This window comes from Frigoribacterium sp. PvP054 (genome assembly GCF_040547465.1).
Classification (GTDB): Bacteria; Actinomycetota; Actinomycetes; order Actinomycetales; family Microbacteriaceae; genus Frigoribacterium.
In genome coordinates this window covers 12,799-34,763 of the sequence record NZ_JBEPPU010000011.1, presented here as the reverse complement: position 1 = coordinate 34,763, position 21,965 = coordinate 12,799, and the positions used below count along the sequence as shown (strand labels likewise).

Here is a 21,965-nt window from a genome sequence, read left to right as displayed (position 1 = left end):
GTCCCACGAACCACTCACGAGGGCACCACGACCTCGGTGCCCTCGGCGATCCCGTCGCCCGACACCTCGACGCGTCCCTCGGCGAAGAAGCCGGTGCTGACCGGCACCTCCTCCGACGTCCCGTCGGACCGGACGACCTCGACGGCGTAGCCGTCCGCGTCGGCGACGAGGGCGGTGACCGGCACCGAGAGCACGCCCTCGCGCCTCTCGCCCGCGACGACCAGGGTGACGGTGCTCGACGTGCTCACGCCCTCGGGCGGTGCGGCGTCCAGCCGGACCTGCACGAGCACCTCGTCGCCGTCGTCCGACTCGTCGTCGCCCGACGGTGCGCCGACCGACTGCACGGTGCCCGGCACCTGCGTGCCGTCCGGCAGCTCGACCTGCACCGCGCCTCCTGCGGGGAAGCGCACGAGGTCCCTGGGTGCGACCGACGCGGAGGCGAGCAACGTCGTCGAGGTGTAGCCGTAGACGGCCTCGCCGGCGGCGTCGCCCACCCGCCCCTTCGCGGCGTCGACCCGGATGTCGCCCGGCACGAAGGCGATCTCGGACGCGCCGAGGGTGCCCGTGCGGGGCAGGCTGCGGTCCTTCTGCCACCGGAGCACGGCCCGTTGCGTGGCCGCGTCGAAGCGGTCGTCGTCGGCGACGTCGTAGCCGAGCGCCCGCAGGTTGTCCTTCAGCTGGTCGACGTCGGCGCCGCGCAGGCCCTGCTCGAGCGTTCGCCAGAGCGGCACGGTGCCGTGCATCGACCGCACCGGCACCTCGTCGACGCTGTAGAGGGTCCCGTCTCGACCGATGGTGTCGCCGTAACCGGGCAACCAGGTCACCGTGCCCGAGCCGGCGGACGTCAGGGGCACCGGGGTGCCGTGGCCGAGGGTGCCCGGGACGCGCTTGCCGTCGACGAGGTCGCCCCGGGTGACCGGCGTGGTCGCCTGGTCGGCGGCGGCGGCGGCGGCCGCCGCGGACGCGGTCGAGGAGGCCCCGTCGGCGGTCGTCGTGCACCCCGAGATCGCGAGCAGGCCCACGGTGCAGGCCAGGGCGGTGACGGTCACCCTCACCGCCCGGGCTGGTCGCCGGATCATTTCTCCTCCGCCGAGGTGCTGCCGCCTGCGGTGCCGGGGTCGCCACCGCTGGTGTCGTCGCCGTCGCCGTCGCCGTCGCCGTAGGGGCCGAACTCGGCGTTGCAGGCGAAGTAGGCCGCGTCGCGCGGGCTGGGGTCGCCCGTGCCGAAGCTGAGGTCGAATTCACCGTCGACGGGGTCGGGGAAGTCCTCGAAACCCTTCTCGCGGACGCACGCGGCGACCTCGAGGTTGGCCTTCTGCAACACGGCGATGTCGTCGGCGCTCAGGGGGTCGTCCGCGCCGGCCAGGCTTCCGCCGACCTCGTCGGCACACCGGAAGAAGGCGTCCGAGTAGGCGTCCTGGTCGGCACCGTCGGGTGGGGCGATGATGATGCCCTGGCTGAGGTCGGGGTCGTCGACGTCGTAGCCCGCGTCGCGCAGGCATCGGCCGAGCTCGGCGGACTCGCTGCTCGAGACCCCGGTCGACGCGGCGTCGGGGTCGCCGGACGCCTTCGGGGCGCACCCCGCGAGCAGCCCGGTGGTGGCCAGGGCCGTCGCCGCCAGGGCGAGGGTGAGGCGGACGCGGTGTCGGGTCGGTGTGGTGCTGGTCATGGGAGGGTCTCCTTCGGTGTGGTTCGTGTGGGGGAGGGGCACCGGGTCGGTGGGCCCCCGTCGGGTGGTCGGTGGGGCTCAGTTCGCGGACCGCAGCCCGACCTGCTCGCCGCAGGCGTCGGAGGCGGCCTGGTACGCCGCGTCGTCCTGGCGGTCGGGGTCGGGGAACCAGACGCCGTCGACGGGGTCGGCCACGTCGGGGTAGCCGGCGTCCCGAAGGCAGGCGGTCAGCGCCAGCAACTGCCGTTCGAACTCGGGGGCGGTCGCCCCGTCGGCCGAGGGGGCGGCCAGCGAGGTGCCCGCCGCGCACTCGCCGACGGCCCGGTCGTAGTCCTCGAGGCGGTCGGGGCTCAGTCCTTCGGGGGCCGGGTAACGACCCGGTGACGTGAAGTCGGAGTCGTCGACGTCGTAGCCGCGGTCGCGGACGCACTGCCCGACGCGGGCGGCGTCACTCGACGCGGCCGCGGTCGTGCCCGAGGCCGACGGGGGTGCCGAGCCGCAGCCCGTGAGCAGGGCGGGCACGAGCACACCGGTGGTGAGCAGGGCGGCGGTGACCCGGCGGCGGTGTCGTCGGAACCGGGGGAGGCGCGTGGTCGTCATGGGGATTCCTTTCGTCAGGACGGCCCCCAGTCCACCGGCCGGCGTGTTTCGCCACGAGGCCGTGGGAGGTTATGTCGACGAAACATCACCTGGTGTAATATCGGATGCTCATCTGTCCACAGGTCCGAGGGGGTCGCGATGCGCGTCTTGGTGGTCGACGACGAGCGGGCCCTGGCCGACCTCGTGACGGCGGGCCTGGCCCGTCAGGCCATGGCGGTCGACACCGCCTACCGCGGGGACGACGCCGACGAGCTCCTGAGCGTCAACGACTACGACGTCGTCGTGCTCGACCGCGACCTGCCCGGCCTGCACGGCGACGTCGTGGTCCGCCGGGTCGCCGAGCGGGGCGGCGGCACGCGCATCCTGATGCTCACGGCGGCCGGCGACCTCACCGACCGGGTCGCCGGTCTCGAGAACGGCGCCGACGACTACCTCGCCAAGCCGTTCGAGTACCCCGAGCTCGTGGCTCGGGTGCGAGCCCTCGGCCGGCGGGCCGCGCCGGCGTCACCGCCCGTGCTGCGATCGGGCGACCTCGTGCTCGACGTCGCGCGTCACACGGCCACGCGCGGGGGTCGCGACCTCGGGCTGTCGACCAAAGAACTCATGGTGCTCGAGGTGCTGCTGGCGGCCGACGGCCGCATCGTGAGCGCCGAGGACCTGCTCGAGAAGGTCTGGGACGTCAACATCGACCCGTTCACCAACGCCGTGCGCGTCACCGTCAGCAAGCTGCGCCGCAAGCTCGGGGCGCCCGACCCGATCACGACCGTGCCGGGGCGGGGGTACCGGCTGTGACCGGCTGCGCGTCGCCCGCGACCGGCCGGGGCGGGTCCGTCGGCGCGTCGCTCGCCGGCTGGCACCCCCGTCGTTGGAGCATCGGCCTGCGCGTCGCCGTGACCTTCGGGGCCGTCTCGGCCGGGCTCTGCGCCCTCGTGCTCGCCGGGGTCGCCTGGGCGACCAGCCAGGGCGTCGACCGCGAGTTCGCCGTGGTCCAGAGGCAGATCGGCGACGCCACCCTCGTGACGATCCCGCCCGAGGCCGCCGACGACCTGCTCGGGGATGCACCCGGCGCGTCCACGTCAGGCGACGGCACCACTCCGTCGTCCGGTCGAGCCGAGGCCGCGCCCGGCGGCGTCGCGTTCGTCCCCGACGTGACGGACTCCCCGACCGGCGGGGACGACGCCCCGGGCGAGCACGCGTGGCTCGAGGTGGCGACCGGCGTGGCAGCCCTGGCCCGCGGTCAGCAGGTGCTCTGGTCGGCGGTCGGGACGGTCTTCGTGGCGCTCGCGGCCGGCGGCGTCGGACTGCTCGTCAGTCGCCGCATGCTGCGTCCCCTCGACGAGGTCGTCGCCACGACCCGGCGGGTCACCGCGACCACGCTGCACGAGCGCATCGCCCTCGACGGTCCCCGCGACGAGATCGCCCGGGTGGCCGACACGATCGACGACCTGCTCGACCGCCTCGAGGCCTCGTTCGAGTCGCAGCGGCAGTTCGTGGCCTACGCCTCGCACGAGTTGCGGACGCCGCTCGCGGTCCAGCGCGCGGCCCTGCAGATCGGCCTCGACGATCCGGCCACGGCCGACGTGGCGGCCGTCCGCGACCAGTTGCTCGAGGTGAACCGGCGCAGCGAGCACCTGGTCGAGAGCCTGCTCGCCCTGGCGGCCGCCGACCGGGGTCTGGCGGGTGCGGGGGCGACCGTCGGCCTGCGCGCGCTGGCGGACCGGGTGGTGACGGGTCTCGCGGACGCGGCCCGCGCCTCCTTGGTCGACGTCCGCGTCGAGGTCGGCGACGACGCGAGCGTCGAGGCCGACGAGGTGCTGCTGCAGCAGCTCGTGCGCAACCTCGTCGCCAACGCCGTCGAGTACAACGAGCCCGGCGGGTGGGTGCGGGTGGCCTGCGGGCCCGACGCCGTGCTCGTCGTCGAGAACACCGGTCGACGGGTGCCCGACGAGGCCGCCGAGACCCTCACGAGGCCCTTCGTCCGCGCCGACGGCGACGACCGCCGGTGCGTCAGCGCACCCGCGGCGCCGCACAGCGGCCTGGGCCTCGCGATCGTGGCGTCGATCGCCCGGGCCCATGGGTGGACGGTCGACGTCCGGCCACGCGCGAGCGGCGGCCTGCGGGTCGTCGTGCGCTGAGCGGGGGTGGCGGGTCGGGCCGACCCGCCGTCGCCCTGGGTCAGCTGCGGCGCAGCACCAGCTCGTCGAGGGGCAGGCGGGTGCGCTCGGCGACCTCGCGCTCGGCCAGGGCCTCGGCGAGCTTGTCGGCCTCGTCGACGACCCCGACGGCCGTCACGGTGACGGGCTCGAGGTTGTCGGTCAGTTCGAAGGCGGCGCGCACGACGTCGAAGTCGACGCCGGCCATCTGGTGGGTGTGGAAGCCCTCGGCGTGGGCCTGGACGGTCAGGTGCGCGATGGCCTGGCCGAGGTCGTAGCGGGCGAACGGGCGGGTCTCGCCCTCGACCGTCGAGGTCTCGGCGATGCCGACGATCAGGGCCGAGGCCTTGTCGGCCCAGGCGGCGTTGAAGCCGACGAGGGCGCCGACGAGCGTGTCGAAGTCGGCGGTGCCGCGGCGGGCCACGACGAAGCGGCGGGGCTGCTGGTTCGACGCCGAGGGGGCCCAGCGGGCGGCCTCGAGCAGGGCGTCGAGCTGGGCGTCGCTGATGGTCGCCGTGGCGTCGAACGAGCGGGGGCTCCAGCGCTCCTCGAGCAGCGGCACGAGCGGCACGCGCGTGTCGGCGCGGCGGAGGGTGGACGGGGCGGTGGTCTCGGAGATCGACATGATGCCTGCTTTCTGGGGGGACGGGACGGGACGAGGAGGCGCGTCGTCGGGCCGCCGCACGGGTCAACCCGCGCTCGTCGTGCGGGATTCCCGGCTCGTCGGCGACGCCTCACCGGGGTGAGGGGCGTGGCGGAGGGGACCGGTCAGGCCAGGAGCGAGCGGAGGTCGTCGACGAAGCGGTCGACGTGCTCGTCGCGCGTGTCGAACGAGCACATCAGGCGCACCTCGCCGGTCGCCCGGTTCCAGTCGTAGAAGTGGTGTGCCGCCCGCAGCGGTTCGACGACCGCCGGGGGCAGGACGACGAAGACGGCGTTGGCGTCGACCGCCTGCGTGATCGTCACGCCCGGCAGGTCGGCCAGGCCCGCGGCGAGCCGGGTGGCCATCGCGTTCGCCTGCGTCGCCGAGCGCCGCCACAGGTCGCCGTCGAACATCGCCAAGAACTGCGCCGAGACGAACCTCATCTTCGAGGCCAGCTGCGCGTCCATCTTGCGCACGAAGACCAGGCCGGCCCGCGCCTCCTCGGAGAAGGTCACGACCGACTCGCCGAGGACGAGGCCGTTCTTCGTGCCCCCGAACGAGACCGAGTCGACCCCGGCGTCCCGTGTGAGGGCCCGCAGCGACACCCCGAGCGCGGCGGCCGCGTTCGCGAGCCGGGCGCCGTCGAGGTGCACCCGCATGCCGAGCGAGTGCGCGTGGTCGGCGACGGCTCGGATCTCGTCGGGCGTGTAGACGGTGCCGAGCTCGGTGCTCTGGGTGATCGTCACGGCGAGCGGCTGCGGTCGCTGCTGGTCGCCCCGACCGTGGGCCTGCCGGTCGACGAGCTCGGGCGTGAGCTTGCCGTCGGGGGTGGGGACGGTCAGCAGCTTGATGCCGCCGAGGCGCTCGGGGGCACCGCCCTCGTCGGTGTAGACGTGGGCGGTCGTCGCGCAGATCACCGCGGCCCAGCGCGGGGTGAGGGCCTGCAACGCGGCGACGTTCGCACCGGTGCCGGTGAGGACGGGGTCGAGGGCGGCGCCCTCGCCGAAGGTGTCGACCACGACCTCGGCCAACCGTCGCGTGTAGGGGTCGGCGCCGTACGAGCCGACGTGGCCGCCGGCGGCGTCGACGATCGCCTGCAGCACCTCGGGGTGGGCCCCGGCGTAGTTGTCGCTGGCGAAGGTGTGGGCGGCGGGATCGTGGAGGCGGGTCACCAGGCCATCTTGCCGCCTCGGTGGCAGCCGCCCCGCCTCCGCTCTCGTCCGCGCCCGGCCGGCGTCGTCGTCCGGACCGGCATGCGACAGGATGGACGCCATGGGTGGAGTGCTGATCGGGTTCGCGATCATCGGGGTGGTCATCGCGACGGGCTACGTCGTCGGCCGCATCGACCTGCTCGGTGCGTCAGGGCACCAGGTGCTCTCGAGGCTGGTGTTCTTCGTCCTCACGCCGTGCCTGCTGTTCTCGACGATCTCGCAGGCCGACGTCCACGTGCTGTTCTCGCGCCTCCTCGTGGTGTCGGCCCTGGCGTCGTTGGTGGCCGCCGTCATCTCGGTCGTGGTGCTCCGGTTCGTGTTGAAACGCGGCACGGCCGAGACGACGATCGGCACGATGGGCGGCGCGTACGTCAACGCGAACAACATCGGACTGCCGGTGGCCACCTACGTGCTGGGCAGCGCCACGTTCGTCGCGCCCGTGCTGCTGTACCAGCTGCTGGTGCTGACGCCGGTCGTCCTGGCGGTGATGGACACCGTGACGAATCGGGGCAGCAGCCTCGGTCGAGCGATCGCCCGGCCGTTCACCAACCCCCTGCTGATCGGATCGGCCCTCGGCGTCGTCGTCGCGGTCACCGGGCTCGAGATCCCCGCCGCGGTGATGGAGCCGTTCGCCCTCGTCGGAGGCGCCGCCGTCCCGGTCGTGCTGCTCTCGTTCGGCATGTCGTTGCACGGGTCGAAGCCGTTCCAGGCGGGGCAGGGGCGGGCCGACATCGCCGTGGCGGTCGTGCTCAAGCTCGTCGTCATGCCGGTGACGGCCTGGCTGCTCGGCGCCTTCGTGTTCGACTTCGACCGCGACGAGTTGTTCGTGGCGGTCGTGCTCGCCGGGCTGCCGTCGGCGCAGAACGTCTTCAACTACGCCCAGCGCTACCGCACGGGAGTCGTGGTCGCGCGTGACACGGTGCTGGCGACGACGATCCTCTCGGTGCCCGTCCTCGTGCTGGTGGCCGCGCTGCTCGCCTGACGGCGACCGACCCCGAGGGTCAGAAGATCATCGGGCGGTCGTCGTCGAGCTCGGTCTCGAGGTCGAGGTCGACCACGACCGGCACGTGGTCGCTCGGGGCGTCGCCCTTGCGCTCGTCACGGTGGATGGCCACCGACGTGACGAGGTCGTCGAACGGCTTCGACCCGAGCACGAAGTCGATGCGCATGCCCTCGTTCTTCGGGAAGCGCAGCTGCTTGTAGTCCCAGTACGTGTAGCCCTCGGGCAGGCGGGGGCGGACGACGTCGGTCAGCCCGACCTCGTCGAACCGGAAGAAGGCGTCGCGCTCGGGCTGGCTCACGTGCGTGTGCCCCTCGAAGACCGACACGTCCCACACGTCGGTGTCGAGCGGGGCGACGTTCCAGTCGCCCATGAGGGCGAGGGGCTGGTCGGGGCGGGCGGCGAGCCAGCCCTCGGTCTCGTCGGCCAGCTTGGCGAGCCAGTCGAGCTTGTAGCGGTAGTGCGGGTCGTCCAGCTCGCGGCCGTTGGGCACGTAGAGGCTCCAGAGGCGGACGCCTTCGACGGTGACGCCGATCGCGCGCGCCTCCTTGGGCTGGTCGGGCCCCTCGGCCCCCTTGGCGAAGCCGGGCTGGGAGGGGAACGTGATCTCGACGTCCTCCATCGGCAGCCGGCTCGCGAAGGCCACGCCGTTCCACTGGCTGAGGCCGTGCAGTTCGACCTCGTAGCCGGCGTCGCGGAACGCGTCGTACGGGAACTGCTCCGGCTTGCACTTGATCTCTTGGAGGCCCACGACGTCGACGTCCTCACGGACGAGCCAGTCGACGACGCGCCCGACGCGGGCTCGGACGGAGTTGACGTTGTAGGTCGCGACGCGCATGACCACCACGGTACCGGCCCGACCCTCGTCACGATCCGGCCGGCCGTGTACCCCTCTCAGCATTTTCGTTGCCCATAGGGCAACCAAATCCTTCCCTTCTGATCGCCGGGCGGGTATGACTGTCCTCATGTCGGATGAGAGATGCAGAGTTCCGGACGGACGGGGTCGCACCAGCCGGTACACCAGGACGCCCGGCGTCGAGCCCGTGCGGATCGAGCGCTACCCCGGTCGGACGGCGGCCTCGGTCGACGCGCGCCTGGCGGCCCTGGCCACCCACCGCGTCGTGCGGTACGAGGACTTCTTCGTGCCCCCGGGGGCCTGGTCCGACCTGCACCACCTCACGCAGCGACGCCTGAACTACCATGGGTGACCGTGACCGACGCACGCACGCAGCTCATCGACTACATCGGCTCCGAGGCCGTCTTCCACGGTGACTTCACCCTGACCAGCGGCAAGAAGGCGACGTACTACATCGACCTGCGCAAGGTCAGCCTCGACCACCGGGTCGCGCCGCTGATCGGTCGGGTCATGGTCGACCTGATCGCCGACGTTCCGGACGTCTTCGCCGTGGGTGGCCTGACGATGGGGGCGGACCCCATCGCGGCGGCCGTCCTGCACCAGGGCGTGGCGCTCGGCAAGGACTACGACGCCTTCGTCGTCCGCAAGGAACCGAAGGACCACGGCCGCGGCAAGCAGGTCGAGGGCCCCGACCTCGCCGGCAAGCGCGTCGTCGTGCTCGAGGACACCTCGACCACCGGCGGCTCGCCGCTCACCGCCGCCAAGGCGCTCGAGGCGGTCGGCGCCGAGATCGCGGCCGTGGCCGTGGTCGTCGACCGCAGCACCGGTGCCCGCGAGGTGATCGAGGCCGCGGGTTACCCCTACTACGCCGCCATCGGGCTGGAAGACCTCGGGCTGGCGCCGTGAGCGACGACCGGCGGGGCGACGACGAGGGCGACACCGGCCGCGAGCCGGACGACGCCAGCGACTGGCTGGCCGCGCAGTTCGACGGATCGTCGGACGACGGCGAAGGAGGCGCGGGTCGCGACGCCGACGCAGCCCCCGGACCCGACGCACCCGCCCGGGGAGACGACCCCGCCCGAGGAGACGACCTGCCGCCGACCGAGGCGGTCCCCGTCGCGGACCTGCCCGAATTCCGTCCTGCTGTCGACGACGAAGCGGACGACGCCCGGTCCGGCGATGCGTCCGGGTCGACGACGGCCCTGCCCTTCGTCGTGCCCGAGGCCCCGGCCGGTTCACCGCCACCCAAGACCTCCGGCCACCCCCAGGCCCTCGACCTGGGCGCGTTGCGCGGTGCCGTCGAGCCGCCTCGGCCCCCGTCGTCGGTGCCCGTGCCCGACGAGCCGGTGGTCGTCGAGGACGACGGGGACGCCGACCCCGTCGACGCCGACGCCGTGGACGCGTCGGACCGCGAGGCTGCGTCCGACCGCGACTCCGAGCCCGACGGCACGGCTGGCCCGGGGCCTTTCACCGCCCTCATCTCGGCACCGCGGTCGGAGGCGTCCGCACCCCGGACCTTCGACTGGGACGCCCTGCCCGAGCCCGAGCCCGAGCCCGAGCCCGAGCCCGCGCCCGCGCCCGAGCCCGAGCCCGAGCCCGAAGCGGCGTCCGAGTCGGAGCCGGAGACCGCGGCCGGTCTCGAACCGACGGCCGAGCCCGGACCCGCGCCGGAACCCGAAGCGGAGCCCCGGACCGCGGTCCTGCAGCAGGCCGAGCCCGAGCCTCGGTTCCCTGACGACGACCTCCCTGACGACGACGTCCCTGACGACGACGTCCCTGACGACGACGTCCCGGACGACGACGTCCCCGACGACGAGGTGCCGCGCGACGAGGTCGCGGACGCCGGGCCCGCCGCCGCCCCGGACGTCACCGCCGAGTCCACGTCGGCCGAGTCCACGTCGGCCGAGTCCACGTCGGCCGAGTCCACCGAGCCGACGCCTGCCGATGCCGCCGCTGCCGCGTCCACCGAGGCCGCCGCCCCGCCGTCCGGTGCCGACGCGCCGTGGTGGGTCGAGGAACACCACGAGATGACGCGCCGCGAGCGGCGCCTGGCCGAGGCCGCCGCCGCTGCCGCGGCCGCTGCCGGGGGAGCCGTCCCCGGGACGACCGGTGTGCCCCCGCTCGGCGGCGCGTCGCCCGTCCCGCCGGCCGCTCGATCGACCGGTCCCTCCGCCGACCACGACGGGGCCGTCGAGGCCCCCGCCGACGCCGACGACCGCGAACCGACCTTCACCGAGCTCCTCGGCGTCGTGTCGCCCGGTTCCGCCCGCCCGGCCGCGGACGATGAGCCCGAGCCGCAACACGCCGCCCCGGCGGCGGGTGCCTGGACGCTCTCCGGCTCGGGTGCCGTGCCCGACGACGGGGCGACCGTCCAGGACGAGGCCGCTCCGACCCTGGGCGACATCGCCCCCGAACTCGACGACCCCCGTGCCGACCGCGGCCCGGCCGCCGGCACCGAGCACGACGGCCTCGACATCGACGACGACATCGACGACGACGGGGACGAGGTGACGACCGCGACCGGGTTGTTCGCGCCTCCTCGGTCGGCGGTCGACGACCGCCCCGACGCAGAGCCCGACGCCCGGGCCGAGACCCAGGCGTTGCCGGGCCTGTCGGCTTCGGTCGCGGGCTCCGAGCCCGGCACCTCCGGTCAGCGCGCCGCCGCCTGGCCGACGCCCGAGCGGCCGCGGCGCGAGGTCGGCGGCGCCGGCGTGTTCGTCCCGCAGACGCGGCCGGCCGACGTGCCCACCGCGCGTCCGGCCCGTGGGTCGGGTCTCGCCGACTGGGTCGGTCGGCACAAGGTCGCGGCCGGCGTCGCCGTCGGCCTCGTGATCGTGCTGCTGCTCGCCGCGCTGTTCGCCATCTCGCGGTCGTTCGCCACCCCGGCCGACCTCGCGACCGACCCGGCCGCGGCCGGCACTCCCACCGCGGCGCGCACGGTGACCGCCGCCCCGGCCGAGCCGGCGGCCGGGGTCGCTCCCGCCGGCCCGCTCGCCGCCGGCACCCACTCGTACGCCGACCTGCAGGGCGGCGAGTGCTTCTCGACGTTCGAGTCGGCGTGGCAGCAGGACTACGAGGTCGCCGACTGCTCGCAGCCGCACGCCGCGCAGCTCACGCGCCTGGGCACCCTCGACGGCGACGCCTACCCCGGCGCCGACGTGCTGCAGAGCCAGATGAACCTGCTCTGCACGGGCTCGGACGCCCTCGACCGGCAGGCCGCGGCGGCCTACCCCGACGTGCAGCTGCTCGCGAGCTACCCGCCCGACGCCGAGTCGTGGGACGCGGGCGACCGCACCTACTCGTGCTTCGTCGACCGCAGCAGCGGCGAGGCGCTGACGACGAGCCTCGTCGCGACCACGGCCGCGGGCTGACCTCCCGACGCGACCCGCGCCTCCTCGGCCCCGGGGCACCCCGCAGGATGCCGACGGCGTCGCGGGGTCAGGCCTCGCTCGGCACGACGTCGGACTCGAAGGGTTCGCCGCGCACGAGCTCGTGCACGCCGGCCAGGATCTCGTTCGGGCGGAACGGGTACCGGTCGATCTCGGCCTGGTCGCTGATGCCCGTCATGACGAGGATCGTGTGCAGGCCCGCCTCGATGCCGGCCATGATGTCGGTGTCCATGCGGTCGCCGATCATCGCGGTGTTCTCGCTGTGGGCGCCGATGCGGTTCATCGCCGACCGGAACATCATGGGGTTGGGCTTGCCGACGACGTAGGGGTCCTTGTTGGTGGCCTTCGAGATCATCGCCGCGATCGCGCCGGTCGCGGGCAGCACGCCGTCGGCGCTGGGGCCCGTGGCGTCGGGGTTCGTGACGATGAAGCGCGCACCGCCGAGGATCAGCCGCACCGCCTTGGTGATCGAGTCGAACGAGTAGTTGCGGGTCTCGCCGACGACGACGTAGTCGGGGTTCGTCTCGGTCATGATGAAACCGGCCTCGTGCAGGGCCGTCGTCATGCCGGCCTCGCCGATGACGAACGCCGAGCCGCCGGGCATCTGCGACCGGCAGAAGTCGGCCGTGGCGAGGGCGCTCGTCCAGATGCGCTCTTCGGGCACGTCCAGCCCCGACGCCCGCAGCCGGGCCGCGAGGTCGCGCGCCGTGAAGATCGAGTTGTTCGTCAGCACGAGGTAGGGCGTGCCCTCGTCCTGCCACTGCTGGATGAGTTCGGCGGCCCCGGGCAGCGCGTGGTTCTCGTGCACGAGCACGCCGTCCATGTCGGTCAGCCAGCATTCGACGTCTTCACGCGTACCCATGCGGTCACCTTAGCGAGGTGCTCTGCGAGCCGAGGAGGCGCGGGTCGAGCCCGTCGGGTACGCCTACCCTGGTCGGGTGCCCCAGGACGACGACCGCGCCCCCGACCCGCCCGAGCCGACGGGCCCGCCCGAGCCGACCGTCGACCCCGAGCACGGGGTCGGGCCGTGGCCGGGTGGCGAGGCCGCGTGGCCAGAGGGCGACCACTGGGACCCCGACCTGCTGCGCGACGGCGACCGACGCAACGTCGTCGACCGCTACCGGTACTGGACGATGGAGGCGATCGTCGCCGACATCGACTCGCACCGGCACCCCTTCCACGTCGCGGTCGAGAACTGGCAGCACGACATGAACATCGGCTCGATCGTGCGCAGCGCGAACGCCTTCGCGGCCGATACCGTGCACATCGTCGGTCGCCGCCGCTGGAACAAGCGCGGCGCCATGGTGACCGACCGCTACCAGCACGTCGTCCACCACCCCGACGTCGCGACGTTCGTCGCCTGGGCCCGAGACGCCGGCTTGCCGATCCTCGCCGTCGACAACGTCGAGGGGTCGGTGCCGATCGAGACGTACGCCCTCCCCGAGCGCTGCGTGCTGCTCTTCGGGCAGGAGGGGCCGGGGCTCAGCCCCGAGTCGATCGCCGCGGCCGACGCCGTGATCGAGATCTCGCAGTTCGGGTCGACCCGCAGCATCAACGCCTCGGCCGCCGGCGCGATCGTCATGCACGAGTGGGTGCGCCAGCACCGGTTCTGAGGTGGCCGTCGCCACGGACCGGCGTCGGCCGTCGGCCTGCGCCGCTAGCGTGGTCGGCATGTCCTCCACGAACCTGCTCGGCGTGCCCGAGACCCGGCTGCCCGCCGAACCCGCCGTCGTCGCCGACCTCGAGACCCTGACCACGGCCGAGGTCGTCACCGCCCACCCCACGTCGTCCCTGGCCTGGGCCCTGCTGAGCGACGAGGCCGCGGCCCGGGGCGCCGACCTCGAGGCCTACGCCTACGCCCGCGTCGGCTACCACCGTGGGCTCGACGCCCTGCGCAAGGCCGGCTGGCGCGGTCAGGGCCCGGTGCCGTGGTCGCACGAGCCGAACCGCGGCGTCCTGCGGTCGCTCTTCGCGCTCCGCCGGGGGGCTTCGGCCATCGGCGAGGTCGACGAGGTCGAGCGCCTGACGACCTTCCTCGGCGACGCCGACCCGAGCGTCCTGCCGACGCTCGAGGCGCAGGCGGGCTGAGGGCCCACGCCGTCGGGGGCGCCCGGGGGGGCGGGGGGGGGGGCCCCCCCCCCCCCGGCGTCCCCGGTGGCGGTCGCCGCCACCCCGTGGCTCAGCCGATCAGCGAGGGGCGCAGGTCGCGGAGCGTCCGTGCCCGCGTCATGCGGGCGGTGGCGACCCACGAGAGCACGAGGGCGCCGAGCAGCCAGGCCGCGAGGACGCCCGCGTCGCCCCAGGCGGCCGCCGTGCTGCCGCCGTACATCACCTGGCGCAGGCCGTCGGTGGCGTAGCTCATCGGCAGCACGAAGTGCAGGGCGGCCAGGGGGGCGGGCAGGGTCTGCCAGGGGAAGGTGCCCCCGGCCGTGACGAGCTGCACGACCATCAGCACGAGCCCCAAGAACTGACCGACGCTGCCGAGCCAGACGTTGAGCGTCATGATGATCGCCGCGAACGCCGCCGACGCCAGGGCCATCAGGCCGATCATGCCGAGCGGGTGGGCGACCTCGAAGCCGAGGGCCTGCGTGACGATGAGGTAGAGCGCGACCATCTGCACGACGCCCAGCACGACCGGGGCCAGCCAGCCGGCGAGCGAGATGCGCACGGGGGCCTTGACGGCCGTGATGGCCCGCTTCGAGATCGGTTTGACGATCAGGAACAGCGCGTACATGCCGATCCAGGCGGCGAGGCTGATGAAGAACGGTGCGAGGCCGGCGCCGTAGGTGCCCGCGCTGGTCAGGGCGTCGTCCGTCACCGAGACCGGGTCGCTGATCGCGCCGGCCTGGTCGTCACGCGTCTGCTCGGTGCTCGCGGGGATCTCGCCGAGGCCGTTCTGCAGGCCGTCGCGCAGCTGGGTCGTGCCGGTGTCGAGGCTGACGATGCCGTCGCGGAGGGTGGACGACCCCGTGCTCAGGGTGTCGAGCCCCGTCGCGAGGGTGGACGCGCCCGAGGCGGCGCTCGCCGCACCCGTCGCCAGCTGCGACGAGCCGGCGGCGGCCGACGAGATGCCCTGCGTCAGGGCCGGGGTCGCTGCGGCCAGCGTCGCGGCGCCGGACGAGACCTGGTCCGCTCCGGCGGCGAGCTGTCCGACCTGGGCGTCGAGGCCCTGGATCTGGGTGTTCGCGTCCTGCAGGGCCGTCGTGAGCGACTCGGTGGCGGGGGCGAACGTCGCGGCGATCTGCTCGATCTGTTCGGGGGTGTAGCCCTGCTCGGTCAGGGCCGCGGCGATCTGCTGCCGGGCCTGCTGCTGTGCGGCGGGCAGGGCGGCGGCCGCGGCCGCGCTCGTCCTGGCCGCGTCGCCGACCCCGGTGGCCAGTGCGTCGTTGCCGGCCGCCACCTGGGCCGCACCGTCGGCGAGGGCTCGGGTCTGGGCGGGCAGGTCGGCCGTGCCGGTCTTGAGCGTCTGCAGCCCGGTGTCCAGGGTGGCGGCCCCCGAGCTGAGCTGGTCCGTCCCGTCGGCCAGGGTGTGGGCGCCCGCGGCCGCGTCGGCCGCGCCGTCGACCAGCTGGTCCGCCCCGGCGACGGCCGAGCCGGTGCCCGCGACGAGCTGGTTCGCGCCGTCGACCGCGCTGCCGAGGTTCGTGCGCACGTCGGCGAGGCCCACCAGGAGGCGACTCGCGGCCTCCTTGCCGACCTTCTCGGTCACCGAGGCCCGGATGGTCTTCGCGGCTTGCTCGGCGATGGTCGACGACAGGTAGCTGTTCGCGTCGCTCGTCGCGAGGGTGATCCGGGCGCGCGTCGGGTCGTCGCCGCCCGCCGAGGTCAGGTCGTCGCTGAAGTCCTGCGGGATGGTGAAGGTGAAGTCGTAGGTCTGGTCGCGCAGCCCCGCCGCGGCCTGCGCGGCCGAGACGACGTGCCAGTCGAAGTCGCCGCCGTCGGTGATCTGGTCGGTGACCTCGTCGCCGTAGTTCACGGCCTCGCCGTCGACCGTCGTGCCGGCGTCGGCGTTGACCAACGCGGCGGGGATGCGGTCGAGCTTGTCGTAGGGGTCCTGGTTGGCCCAGAGGTACAGGCCGCCGTACAGCAACGGCACCGTCATCAGGGCGACGAGGGCCAGACGGGCGAGCGGCGTGGCGGTGAGCCGCTGCAGCTCGGAACGGACGAGGGCGAGGATCTTCACGGCTGGTCGCTTTCGACGGAGGTGTCGGGGGTGGTGGCGACCGCGGTGTCGTCGGGGGAGGCGGGAAGGGTGGCGTCGGTCCCGGCCGGCACGGTCGGGGCGAAGTCCGGCGTCGGCAGCGACTCGATCGTCGCGAGGGCGGCGAATCCGGTGATCGTCAGCACGGTGTAGTCGCGACCGACGAGGTCGTGCACCACCGCGAGCCACGCCGCGACGTCGCCGCCGTGGCGCTCGGGGGTCGTCACGACGAGGCCCCGCACCTCGGGGCGGAGCACGGCCAGCTCGCAGAGCAGGCGCACGCGCAGCTCGGTCGGCAGGGCGCCCAGGCGGGTCCGTTCGTGCTCGCGCAGGCCGATCTCGTCGAGCAGCAGGCGTGCCGAGGCCTTGTCCGACCGCGACCCGGCCAGGGCCAGTTCTTCGCGGGCGACCTGCGTGACGGTCAGCGCCGCGAACGGTTCGGCCACGGTCGGCGTGTCGACGAGGGCGAAGGAGGCGCGGATCGCCGCGTCGTCCGACCGGCCGTCAACGGTGACCCGACCGCTCTCGGGGTGCATGCGGCCGCTCGCGACGAGTGCCGCGAGGGTGGGCGCGTTCTCGGTCTCGACGGCCACGAAGCCGGGTGCCCACCGGTCGGCGACCACGTCGAGCGGGGGCAGGGCCGCGCCCGGACCCTCGCCGATCGCGACGCCGTGCAGTTCGAGTCTCATGCGGGTTCTCCGGTCGGGGAGGGGGTGCCGGTGGGCGACGCCGTGCCGGTCGGCGGTGACGTCGGCGGTGCGGCCGGCAGGGCGAGCTCGGGGCTCGAGGCGACGAGCTCGCCGGCCGAGCGCCAGTCGAGGCCCACGACGCCGAGCACGGCGAGCATGACGAGCCGGTGGCCTTCGGCCCGGCTGAGCCGCTGGGTGGTCGCCTCGTCGAGCACCGACAGGGCGGCACCCTCGACGAGGTGCGCGAGCGTGCGAGGAGCGATGTCGTCGCGCATGCGGCCGGACTCGACGCCGCGGCGCACCAGGTCGCGGACGGCCTTGCGCAACGGGGCGAGGGCTTCGCCGACCTCGTGGGCCATCGGGCCGCGAACGGTCAGCTGCGCCATGACGCGCACGTGCTCGACCTCGGCCCAGAGGCGTGCGGCGAGCGAGGCGAGTTGGACGACGGGGTCGGCGATGGGGGCCGGGCGGGCGGCGACGCCGATGCGGGCGGCACCGCGCAGGCTGACCTCGCGGACGAGGTCGTCGCGGGTGGCGAAGTGGCCGTAGACCGAGCGTCGGGACAGGCCGGCTTCGGCGGCGATGGCCTCGAGCGACACGGCCGGATCGCGGTTGAGCAGCAGTGCGGCGGCGGCGATCAGCGCGTCGCGGTTGGCGGCGGCGTCACGTCGCGGAGCGCGGGTGGCGCGAACGGGGGCGGCGCCCACGGAGGCATCGGCATCGGACATGCCCCCATCGTACGATCTTGCACAGGCATGTGCAACTTATTCGTGTGTCGTGATCGACGGTCAGCGCGAGCGGGGCAGGGTCGCTCGCAGCGCCTCCTCGTAGGCGTCGCAGACCGACTGCCAGGTGTAGGCGTCGGAGGCGCGGGCCAGGGCGGCGGCGCTCAGGCGCTCCTGCTCGGCGGGGTCGTCGAGCAGGGCCGTGACGGCCGCGGCGATGGCCGCGGGTTCGGGCGCGACGAGGACGCCGGCGCCGTCGAGCACCTCGCGGTTGTAGACCGTGTCGCGGGCGACCACGGGTGCCCCGGCGAACATGGCCTGCACCAGGGCGGGGTTCGTGCCCCCGACGCTGTGGCCGTGGAAGTACGCCCCGGCGTGCTGCCAGAGCGCGTGCAGGCGGTCGTCGTCGCTGACGTGGCCGAGCCACGTCACCCGGTCGTCCTCGTCGGCCAGGCGACGCACCAGGTCGTCGAGCTCTCCGCCGTAGCCCGTCGACCCGACGATCACCACGTGGTGGCGCTCGGCGATGGTCCGGGCCGCCTCGACGAACTCGACGACGGTGTTCTCGGGCACGAACCGGGCGACGACCAGCGCGTAGCCGCGATGCGTCTGCCCGGGTTCGACCGGCAACTCGCGGACGGGGTCCCCGCCGTAGGGGATGAAGAGGCCCTCGACGCCGAAGTCGGCCTGCCAGCGCCGCACGATCTCGCGGGCGTCGCAGATCAGGCCGTTCGCGAAGCGGGCGCTGGCCTTGGCGCCGAGGCGGAAGACGGTCTTGGCCGCACGCCCCCACTTGGCCCGCTCCCACTCGATCCCGTCGACGTTCACGAGCACGGGGATGCCGCGCAGCCTCAGGAGCGGCAGCCAGAACCCGTTCGCGACGTTCATCACGAGCGCCGCGTCGGGGCGACGCACGAGCGCGTCCAGCACGGCGGTGAGGCCGTAGCTCAGCGTGCTGAGCGACTTGCTCTCGACGCCCTTGGTCAGGCGCGACACGACGCGGCGGTCCCTCGAGGGGTCGTCGTCGCGGGTCGAGCCGTCGCGACCGTAGACCGTGACGTCCCAGCCGGCGTCCACCAGGGCGGGGGCGATGCGGCGGACGGCGGTCTCGAAGCCCCCGTAGTAGCTGGGGTAGCCACGGGTGCCGATCACGGCGACGGAGGGGCGGCCGGAGCTGCGGCGGGGGCGTGCGGGCATTCGGGTGTCCGTTCGGTCGGGGTGCTCAGCACGGTAGCGCACACCGGCGCAGGGGTGACGAGACGCGACATGCCGCCCGCGTCCGAGGACGGGGCGGCATGTCGCGACGGGTGCGAGCCGAGGGTCAGCGCGCGTTCATCAGGTGCTCGAGGGCGAGCTGCTGCAGGCGCACGAAGCCGTAGCCGTGACCGCCGAAGTGGGCGTCGGCGTCGAAGTCCTCGTACGAGGCACGGTCGGCGAGCAGCTGCTCGTAGCCCTCTCCGTCGGCGAGGGTGTTGACGGACAGCTCGGCGACCTGGCTGGCGAGCAGCGCCTCCTGCACCTCGGGGTCGGCGCGGAACGCCTGTGCGCGCTCCTTCAGCAGCAGGTACATGCGCATGTTGGCCGCCGCGCTCTCCCACACGCCCTCGATGGTCTCGGTGCGCGAGGGCTTGTAGTCGAAGTGGCGCGGGCCGTCGTAGGTCGGGCCGCCCTGGGGCGAGCCGTGCTCGAGCAGGTCGACGAGCGAGAACGCGTTCTGCAGGTCGCCGTGGCCGAAGACGAGGTCCTGGTCGTACTTGATGCCGCGCTGGCCGTTGAGGTCGATGTGGAAGAGCTTGCCCTGGTAGAGCGCCTGGGCGATGCCGGCGGTGAAGTTGAGCCCGGCCATCTGCTCGTGGCCGACCTCGGGGTTCACGCCGGCCATCTCGGGGTGCTCGAGCGTCTCGATGAACGCGATCGCGTGGCCCAGGGTCGGCAGCAGGATGTCGCCGCGGGGCTCGTTGGGCTTGGGCTCGATCGCGAAGCGCAGGTCGTAGCCCTTGTCGAGCACGTACTGCGAGAGCATGTCGACGCCCTCCTTGTAGCGCGAGAGGGCGGCCTGGACGTCCTTGGCGCTGTCGTACTCGGCACCCTCGCGGCCGCCCCACATGACGAAGGTCTTCGCGCCGAGCTCGGCGGCGAGGTCGATGTTGCGCAGCACCTTGCGCAGCGCGAAGCGGCGGACGCCGCGGTCGTTCGAGGTGAAGCCGCCGTCCTTGAAGACGGGTGCGCTGAACAGGTTCGTGGTGACCATGGGCACGACGATGCCGGTCGCGTCGAGCGCGCCCTTGAGGCGGTCGATCTGCTTCTGGCGTTCGGCGTCGGTCGAGCCGAAGGCGAAGAGGTCGTCGTCGTGGAAGGTCAGGCCGTAGGCGCCCAGGCGGTCGAGGTTCTCGACGGCCTCGACGACGTCGAGCTGGGGGCGCGTGGGGCCGCCGAAGGGGTCCGAGCCGTTGTAGCCGATCGTCCAGAGGCCGAACGAGAACTTGTCTTCGCGGGTGGGGGTGGTCGCCATGGTGTCTCCTCATCGTCGAGTGCGTTTGTTGCGAGTACGAACATATCCGCGCGCGGCCTGCCTGGCAAGGGGGCGACCGCGTCCGATCCGAGATCACCGCCCCGCGTACCGTGGACCCGTGCCGGGGCCTCCCGGCGACGAGGGGAGCGGACATGACTCGGACGGCGCTGGTGGTGCGCGGCGGTTGGCCCGGCCATGACCCGGTGGCCGTGACCGACCTCTTCGTGCCCTTCCTCGAACTGGCCGGCTTCGACGTCGTCCTGCGAGACGACCCCGACGTCTACGCGGACGCCGGCCTGATGGCCGGGGTCGACCTCGTCCTGCAGTGCGTCTCGACGGGCTCGATCGAGCCCGAGGCCACCGCGGGCCTGCGTGCCGCCGTCGCCGCGGGCACCGGCCTGGCGGGCTGGCACGGCGGGGTCGTCGACTCGTTCCGGGCGGACGCCGACTACCTGCACCTGGTCGGGGCGCAGTTCGCCGCGCATCCCGGTCGGCCGGCGGACGACACCGCGCCCGGCGACCACGACGCCTTCGTGCCGCACGTCATCCGCTTCACGGAGGCCGCCCGTGACCACCCGATCACGCGGGGCCTGACCGACTTCGAGCTCGTCACCGAGCAGTACTGGTTGCTGCACGACGACCTCCTCGACGTGCTCGCCACGACGACCCGGGAGGCGCGGGTCGGCGACCCCTGGAGCCGTCCCGTGACCTCGCCCGCCGTCTGGACGCGCCGCTGGGGCCGCGGCCGGATGGCGGTCGTGACCCCCGGCCACTCGGTCGACGTGCTCGAGCACCCGACGGTGCGGACCCTGGTGGAGCGCAGCCTGCTCTGGGCCGCTCGTGACGACGAGGCCCTGCGCGACGACGGGGTGCGATCGGACGGCCGGGTGCGATCGGACGACCGGGCCGAGCCGGGCCGCTAGCCTCGGTCGTGGACCCAGGAGGCACGTGACGATGGCAGACCCGACGCCGGCGCCGACCACCGCGCCGTCCACCCCACCCGATCTCGGGGCACGGTTCGACCGGGTGCGACGGGCCAACCTGGCGACCGTGCTCGCGCTCGTGCACGTCGACGGGCCCGCGTCACGGTCGGCCCTGACCCAGGCCACCGGGCTCAACCGGTCGACCATCGCGGCGCTGGTCGGCGAGCTGGTCGAGCTCGGGCTCGTCGTCGAGAGCGACCCCGTCGGCAGCAACAAGGTCGGGCGCCCGAGCCCGGTCGTCACCCCGAGCGCACGGGTCGTCGCCCTGACCGTCAACCCCGAGATCGACGCCGTCACCGTCGGCGTGGTCGGCCTCGACGGGGCGGTCCAGCACCGTGTGCGGCGGGAGACCGCCGACGTGCCGACGGCGTCCGACGCGGCGCGCGTCGCGGCCGCCGTGATCGCCGACCTCCGGGCCGAGACGCTGGCGTCCGACGTGCGGGTCGTCGGGGTCGGGGTCGCCGTGCCGGGCCTGGTCGACGCCACCGGGGGAGTCGTGCGGCTCGCCCCGCACCTCGGGTGGGTCGACGAACCGTTCGCGGCCGTGCTGGCCTCTGCCACGGGGCTGCCCACCGACGCCGCCAACGACGCGTCGCTCGGAGCCATCGCCGAGGGCCGGTTCGGTGCGGGCCGCGGGGTCGGCGACCTGGTCTTCCTGAACGGCGGGGCCAGTGGCGTCGGCGGGGGAGTCCTGCTCGACGGAAGGCCCATGACCGGCGTCGGGGGTTACGCCGGCGAGATCGGCCACACCCTGGTCAACTCGTCCGGTCGGGTGTGCCACTGCGGCGCCGTCGGGTGCCTCGAGACCGAGGTCGGCCAGGCCCGCCTGCTCGCCGTCACCGGGCTCGACCGCGGTCAGGCCGATCGACTCGACGCGGCACTCGCCGGTGCCGAGCCCGGGTCGCCCGTCGCGGTGGAGGTCCGACGCCAGATCGACTTCCTGGCGGTCGCCCTGCGCGGCGTCGTCAACGCGTTCAACCCCGAGCTGATCGTGCTCGGAGGGTTCCTCGGGTCGCTGCACGCGGCCGACCCCGACCGCCTGGCCGAGCGGGTCCGCTCGCAGTCCCTGCCCGGCGCCCGGGACGGCGTCCGGCTCGTCCGTGCCGCGCTCGGCGCCGACCGTCTGACCATCGGCGCCGCCGAGCTCGCCTTCGCGTCGGTGCTGGCCGACCCGGCCTCCGCCGCCCGCGCCTCCTGACCCGGCCCGCGCCTCCTCGTCCGGCCCGCGCCTTCGTCCCACATCCCGCCACGAGATCGACACTCCTCCGCCACGCCATCGCGTGGCGGAGTGTGTACGTCGTGGCGGCCAGGCGCCGAGACCGGACGGCAGGCAG

22 protein-coding genes are annotated in these 21,965 nt (G+C 73.9%); 10 read left to right on the top strand and 12 right to left on the bottom strand.

Translation table 11 applies throughout. The annotated features are described in order from the left end of the window. Positions 1-14: 14 nt before the first annotated feature. The 3 genes from ABID81_RS13090 to ABID81_RS13080 all read right to left on the bottom strand — a co-directional run bounded on the left by ABID81_RS13090 (position 15) and on the right by ABID81_RS13080 (position 2,269). On the bottom strand, positions 15-1,079 hold the full coding sequence (locus tag ABID81_RS13090) for a peptidoglycan-binding protein (protein WP_354595227.1): 1,065 nt from the start codon (positions 1,077-1,079) through the stop codon (positions 15-17). Continuing rightward, positions 1,076-1,669, bottom strand: a complete 594-nt coding sequence (locus ABID81_RS13085; protein ID WP_354595226.1) for a hypothetical protein — start codon at positions 1,667-1,669, stop codon at positions 1,076-1,078. The genes ABID81_RS13090 and ABID81_RS13085 overlap by 4 nt, the downstream gene beginning before the upstream one ends. 78 nt (positions 1,670-1,747) lie before the next feature. Then, positions 1,748-2,269 carry a hypothetical protein gene (locus tag ABID81_RS13080; RefSeq protein ID WP_354595225.1) on the bottom strand — a complete coding sequence of 174 codons (522 nt, stop codon included), beginning with the start codon at positions 2,267-2,269 and terminating at the stop codon, positions 1,748-1,750. Positions 2,270-2,407: 138 nt separating this feature from the next. Between ABID81_RS13080 and ABID81_RS13075 the strand changes: the two genes are divergently transcribed. Further along, positions 2,408-3,061, top strand: a complete 654-nt coding sequence (locus ABID81_RS13075; RefSeq protein WP_354595224.1) for a response regulator transcription factor — start codon at positions 2,408-2,410, stop codon at positions 3,059-3,061. After that, entirely contained in the window at positions 3,058-4,404 is a 1,347-nt protein-coding gene (locus ABID81_RS13070) for a sensor histidine kinase (protein ID WP_354595223.1), read from the top strand. The genes ABID81_RS13075 and ABID81_RS13070 overlap by 4 nt, the downstream gene beginning before the upstream one ends. A 40-nt stretch (positions 4,405-4,444) precedes the next feature. On the opposite strand, the gene ABID81_RS13065 is transcribed toward ABID81_RS13070, so the two are convergent. Both ABID81_RS13065 and ABID81_RS13060 read right to left on the bottom strand, forming a co-directional pair. Beyond that, positions 4,445-5,047 (bottom strand): nitroreductase family protein, encoded by a 603-nt coding sequence (locus ABID81_RS13065; RefSeq protein WP_354595222.1) that lies wholly within the window; start codon positions 5,045-5,047, stop codon positions 4,445-4,447. Between the two features lie 143 nt (positions 5,048-5,190). Next, on the bottom strand, positions 5,191-6,237 hold the full coding sequence (locus tag ABID81_RS13060; RefSeq protein ID WP_354595221.1) for a threonine aldolase family protein: 1,047 nt from the start codon (positions 6,235-6,237) through the stop codon (positions 5,191-5,193). Positions 6,238-6,337: 100 nt separating this feature from the next. Between ABID81_RS13060 and ABID81_RS13055 the strand changes: the two genes are divergently transcribed. Continuing rightward, positions 6,338-7,258: an AEC family transporter gene (locus ABID81_RS13055; protein WP_354595220.1), complete on the top strand. Its 921-nt coding sequence runs from the start codon at positions 6,338-6,340 to the stop codon at positions 7,256-7,258. 19 nt (positions 7,259-7,277) lie between these two features. On the opposite strand, the gene ABID81_RS13050 is transcribed toward ABID81_RS13055, so the two are convergent. Further along, the gene (locus ABID81_RS13050; RefSeq protein WP_354595219.1) at positions 7,278-8,114 is read right to left on the bottom strand and encodes an exodeoxyribonuclease III; all 837 of its coding nucleotides are present in this window, start codon (positions 8,112-8,114) and stop codon (positions 7,278-7,280) included. Between the two features lie 205 nt (positions 8,115-8,319). Here ABID81_RS13050 and ABID81_RS13045 point away from each other — a divergent pair, with 205 nt between their 5' ends. The 3 genes from ABID81_RS13045 to ABID81_RS13035 are packed head-to-tail and all read left to right on the top strand — an operon-like array spanning position 8,320 to position 11,503. Continuing rightward, positions 8,320-8,484 carry a hypothetical protein gene (locus ABID81_RS13045; protein ID WP_354595218.1) on the top strand — a complete coding sequence of 55 codons (165 nt, stop codon included), beginning with the start codon at positions 8,320-8,322 and terminating at the stop codon, positions 8,482-8,484. A gap of 2 nt (positions 8,485-8,486) precedes the next feature. Next, entirely contained in the window at positions 8,487-9,038 is a 552-nt protein-coding gene (gene pyrE / locus ABID81_RS13040) for an orotate phosphoribosyltransferase (protein WP_354595217.1), read from the top strand. Then, the gene (locus ABID81_RS13035; RefSeq protein ID WP_354595216.1) at positions 9,035-11,503 is read left to right on the top strand and encodes a septum formation family protein; all 2,469 of its coding nucleotides are present in this window, start codon (positions 9,035-9,037) and stop codon (positions 11,501-11,503) included. The genes pyrE and ABID81_RS13035 overlap by 4 nt, the downstream gene beginning before the upstream one ends. Positions 11,504-11,570: 67 nt before the next feature. Here the strand turns inward: ABID81_RS13035 and ABID81_RS13030 are convergent, their stop codons facing one another. Then, the gene (locus ABID81_RS13030; RefSeq protein ID WP_354595215.1) at positions 11,571-12,383 is read right to left on the bottom strand and encodes an HAD-IIA family hydrolase; all 813 of its coding nucleotides are present in this window, start codon (positions 12,381-12,383) and stop codon (positions 11,571-11,573) included. A gap of 76 nt (positions 12,384-12,459) precedes the next feature. Here ABID81_RS13030 and ABID81_RS13025 point away from each other — a divergent pair, with 76 nt between their 5' ends. Further along, positions 12,460-13,134 (top strand): TrmH family RNA methyltransferase, encoded by a 675-nt coding sequence (locus ABID81_RS13025; protein ID WP_354595214.1) that lies wholly within the window; start codon positions 12,460-12,462, stop codon positions 13,132-13,134. A gap of 58 nt (positions 13,135-13,192) precedes the next feature. Then, positions 13,193-13,609 (top strand): DUF3151 domain-containing protein, encoded by a 417-nt coding sequence (locus ABID81_RS13020; RefSeq protein ID WP_354595213.1) that lies wholly within the window; start codon positions 13,193-13,195, stop codon positions 13,607-13,609. Positions 13,610-13,700: 91 nt separating this feature from the next. Here ABID81_RS13020 and ABID81_RS13015 read toward each other — a convergent pair whose 3' ends face one another. From ABID81_RS13015 to xylA, 5 genes are all read right to left on the bottom strand, one after another. Further along, complete coding sequence (locus ABID81_RS13015; protein WP_354595212.1) at positions 13,701-15,704, bottom strand: YhgE/Pip family protein; 2,004 nt, start codon at positions 15,702-15,704, stop codon at positions 13,701-13,703. Next, positions 15,701-16,411 carry a hypothetical protein gene (locus ABID81_RS13010; RefSeq protein ID WP_354595211.1) on the bottom strand — a complete coding sequence of 237 codons (711 nt, stop codon included), beginning with the start codon at positions 16,409-16,411 and terminating at the stop codon, positions 15,701-15,703. Before ABID81_RS13010 ends, ABID81_RS13015 begins: the two co-directional genes overlap by 4 nt. After that, positions 16,408-17,139, bottom strand: coding sequence for a TetR/AcrR family transcriptional regulator (locus tag ABID81_RS13005; protein ID WP_354595210.1), 732 nt, complete (start codon positions 17,137-17,139; stop codon positions 16,408-16,410). The genes ABID81_RS13010 and ABID81_RS13005 overlap by 4 nt, the downstream gene beginning before the upstream one ends. A gap of 60 nt (positions 17,140-17,199) precedes the next feature. Further along, positions 17,200-18,333, bottom strand: a complete 1,134-nt coding sequence (locus ABID81_RS13000) for a glycosyltransferase (RefSeq protein WP_354595209.1) — start codon at positions 18,331-18,333, stop codon at positions 17,200-17,202. 124 nt (positions 18,334-18,457) lie between these two features. Further along, the gene (xylA, locus tag ABID81_RS12995; protein WP_354595208.1) at positions 18,458-19,648 is read right to left on the bottom strand and encodes a xylose isomerase; all 1,191 of its coding nucleotides are present in this window, start codon (positions 19,646-19,648) and stop codon (positions 18,458-18,460) included. Positions 19,649-19,800: 152 nt separating this feature from the next. On the opposite strand from xylA, the gene ABID81_RS12990 reads away from it, so the two are divergent. Both ABID81_RS12990 and ABID81_RS12985 read left to right on the top strand, forming a co-directional pair. Next, positions 19,801-20,571 (top strand): ThuA domain-containing protein, encoded by a 771-nt coding sequence (locus tag ABID81_RS12990; RefSeq protein ID WP_354595207.1) that lies wholly within the window; start codon positions 19,801-19,803, stop codon positions 20,569-20,571. 31 nt (positions 20,572-20,602) lie between these two features. Continuing rightward, on the top strand, positions 20,603-21,829 hold the full coding sequence (locus ABID81_RS12985) for an ROK family protein (protein ID WP_354595206.1): 1,227 nt from the start codon (positions 20,603-20,605) through the stop codon (positions 21,827-21,829). Positions 21,830-21,965: the final 136 nt, after the last annotated feature.

What these genes read in the sequence shown, in the direction of transcription:
- ABID81_RS13090 (WP_354595227.1), bottom strand. Translation starts at nt 1,079, where the DNA reads ATGATCCGGCGACCAGCCCGGGCGGTGAGGGTGACCGTCACCGCCCTG.
- ABID81_RS13085 (WP_354595226.1), bottom strand. Translation starts at nt 1,669, where the DNA reads ATGACCAGCACCACACCGACCCGACACCGCGTCCGCCTCACCCTCGCC.
- ABID81_RS13080 (WP_354595225.1), bottom strand. Translation starts at nt 2,269, where the DNA reads ATGACGACCACGCGCCTCCCCCGGTTCCGACGACACCGCCGCCGGGTC.
- ABID81_RS13075 (WP_354595224.1), top strand. Translation starts at nt 2,408, where the DNA reads ATGCGCGTCTTGGTGGTCGACGACGAGCGGGCCCTGGCCGACCTCGTG.
- ABID81_RS13065 (WP_354595222.1), bottom strand. Translation starts at nt 5,047, where the DNA reads ATGTCGATCTCCGAGACCACCGCCCCGTCCACCCTCCGCCGCGCCGAC.
- ABID81_RS13055 (WP_354595220.1), top strand. Translation starts at nt 6,338, where the DNA reads ATGGGTGGAGTGCTGATCGGGTTCGCGATCATCGGGGTGGTCATCGCG.
- ABID81_RS13050 (WP_354595219.1), bottom strand. Translation starts at nt 8,114, where the DNA reads ATGCGCGTCGCGACCTACAACGTCAACTCCGTCCGAGCCCGCGTCGGG.
- ABID81_RS13030 (WP_354595215.1), bottom strand. Translation starts at nt 12,383, where the DNA reads ATGGGTACGCGTGAAGACGTCGAATGCTGGCTGACCGACATGGACGGC.
- ABID81_RS13020 (WP_354595213.1), top strand. Translation starts at nt 13,193, where the DNA reads ATGTCCTCCACGAACCTGCTCGGCGTGCCCGAGACCCGGCTGCCCGCC.
- ABID81_RS13010 (WP_354595211.1), bottom strand. Translation starts at nt 16,411, where the DNA reads ATGAGACTCGAACTGCACGGCGTCGCGATCGGCGAGGGTCCGGGCGCG.
- ABID81_RS13005 (WP_354595210.1), bottom strand. Translation starts at nt 17,139, where the DNA reads ATGTCCGATGCCGATGCCTCCGTGGGCGCCGCCCCCGTTCGCGCCACC.
- ABID81_RS13000 (WP_354595209.1), bottom strand. Translation starts at nt 18,333, where the DNA reads ATGCCCGCACGCCCCCGCCGCAGCTCCGGCCGCCCCTCCGTCGCCGTG.
- xylA (WP_354595208.1), bottom strand. Translation starts at nt 19,648, where the DNA reads ATGGCGACCACCCCCACCCGCGAAGACAAGTTCTCGTTCGGCCTCTGG.
- ABID81_RS12990 (WP_354595207.1), top strand. Translation starts at nt 19,801, where the DNA reads ATGACTCGGACGGCGCTGGTGGTGCGCGGCGGTTGGCCCGGCCATGAC.
- ABID81_RS12985 (WP_354595206.1), top strand. Translation starts at nt 20,603, where the DNA reads ATGGCAGACCCGACGCCGGCGCCGACCACCGCGCCGTCCACCCCACCC.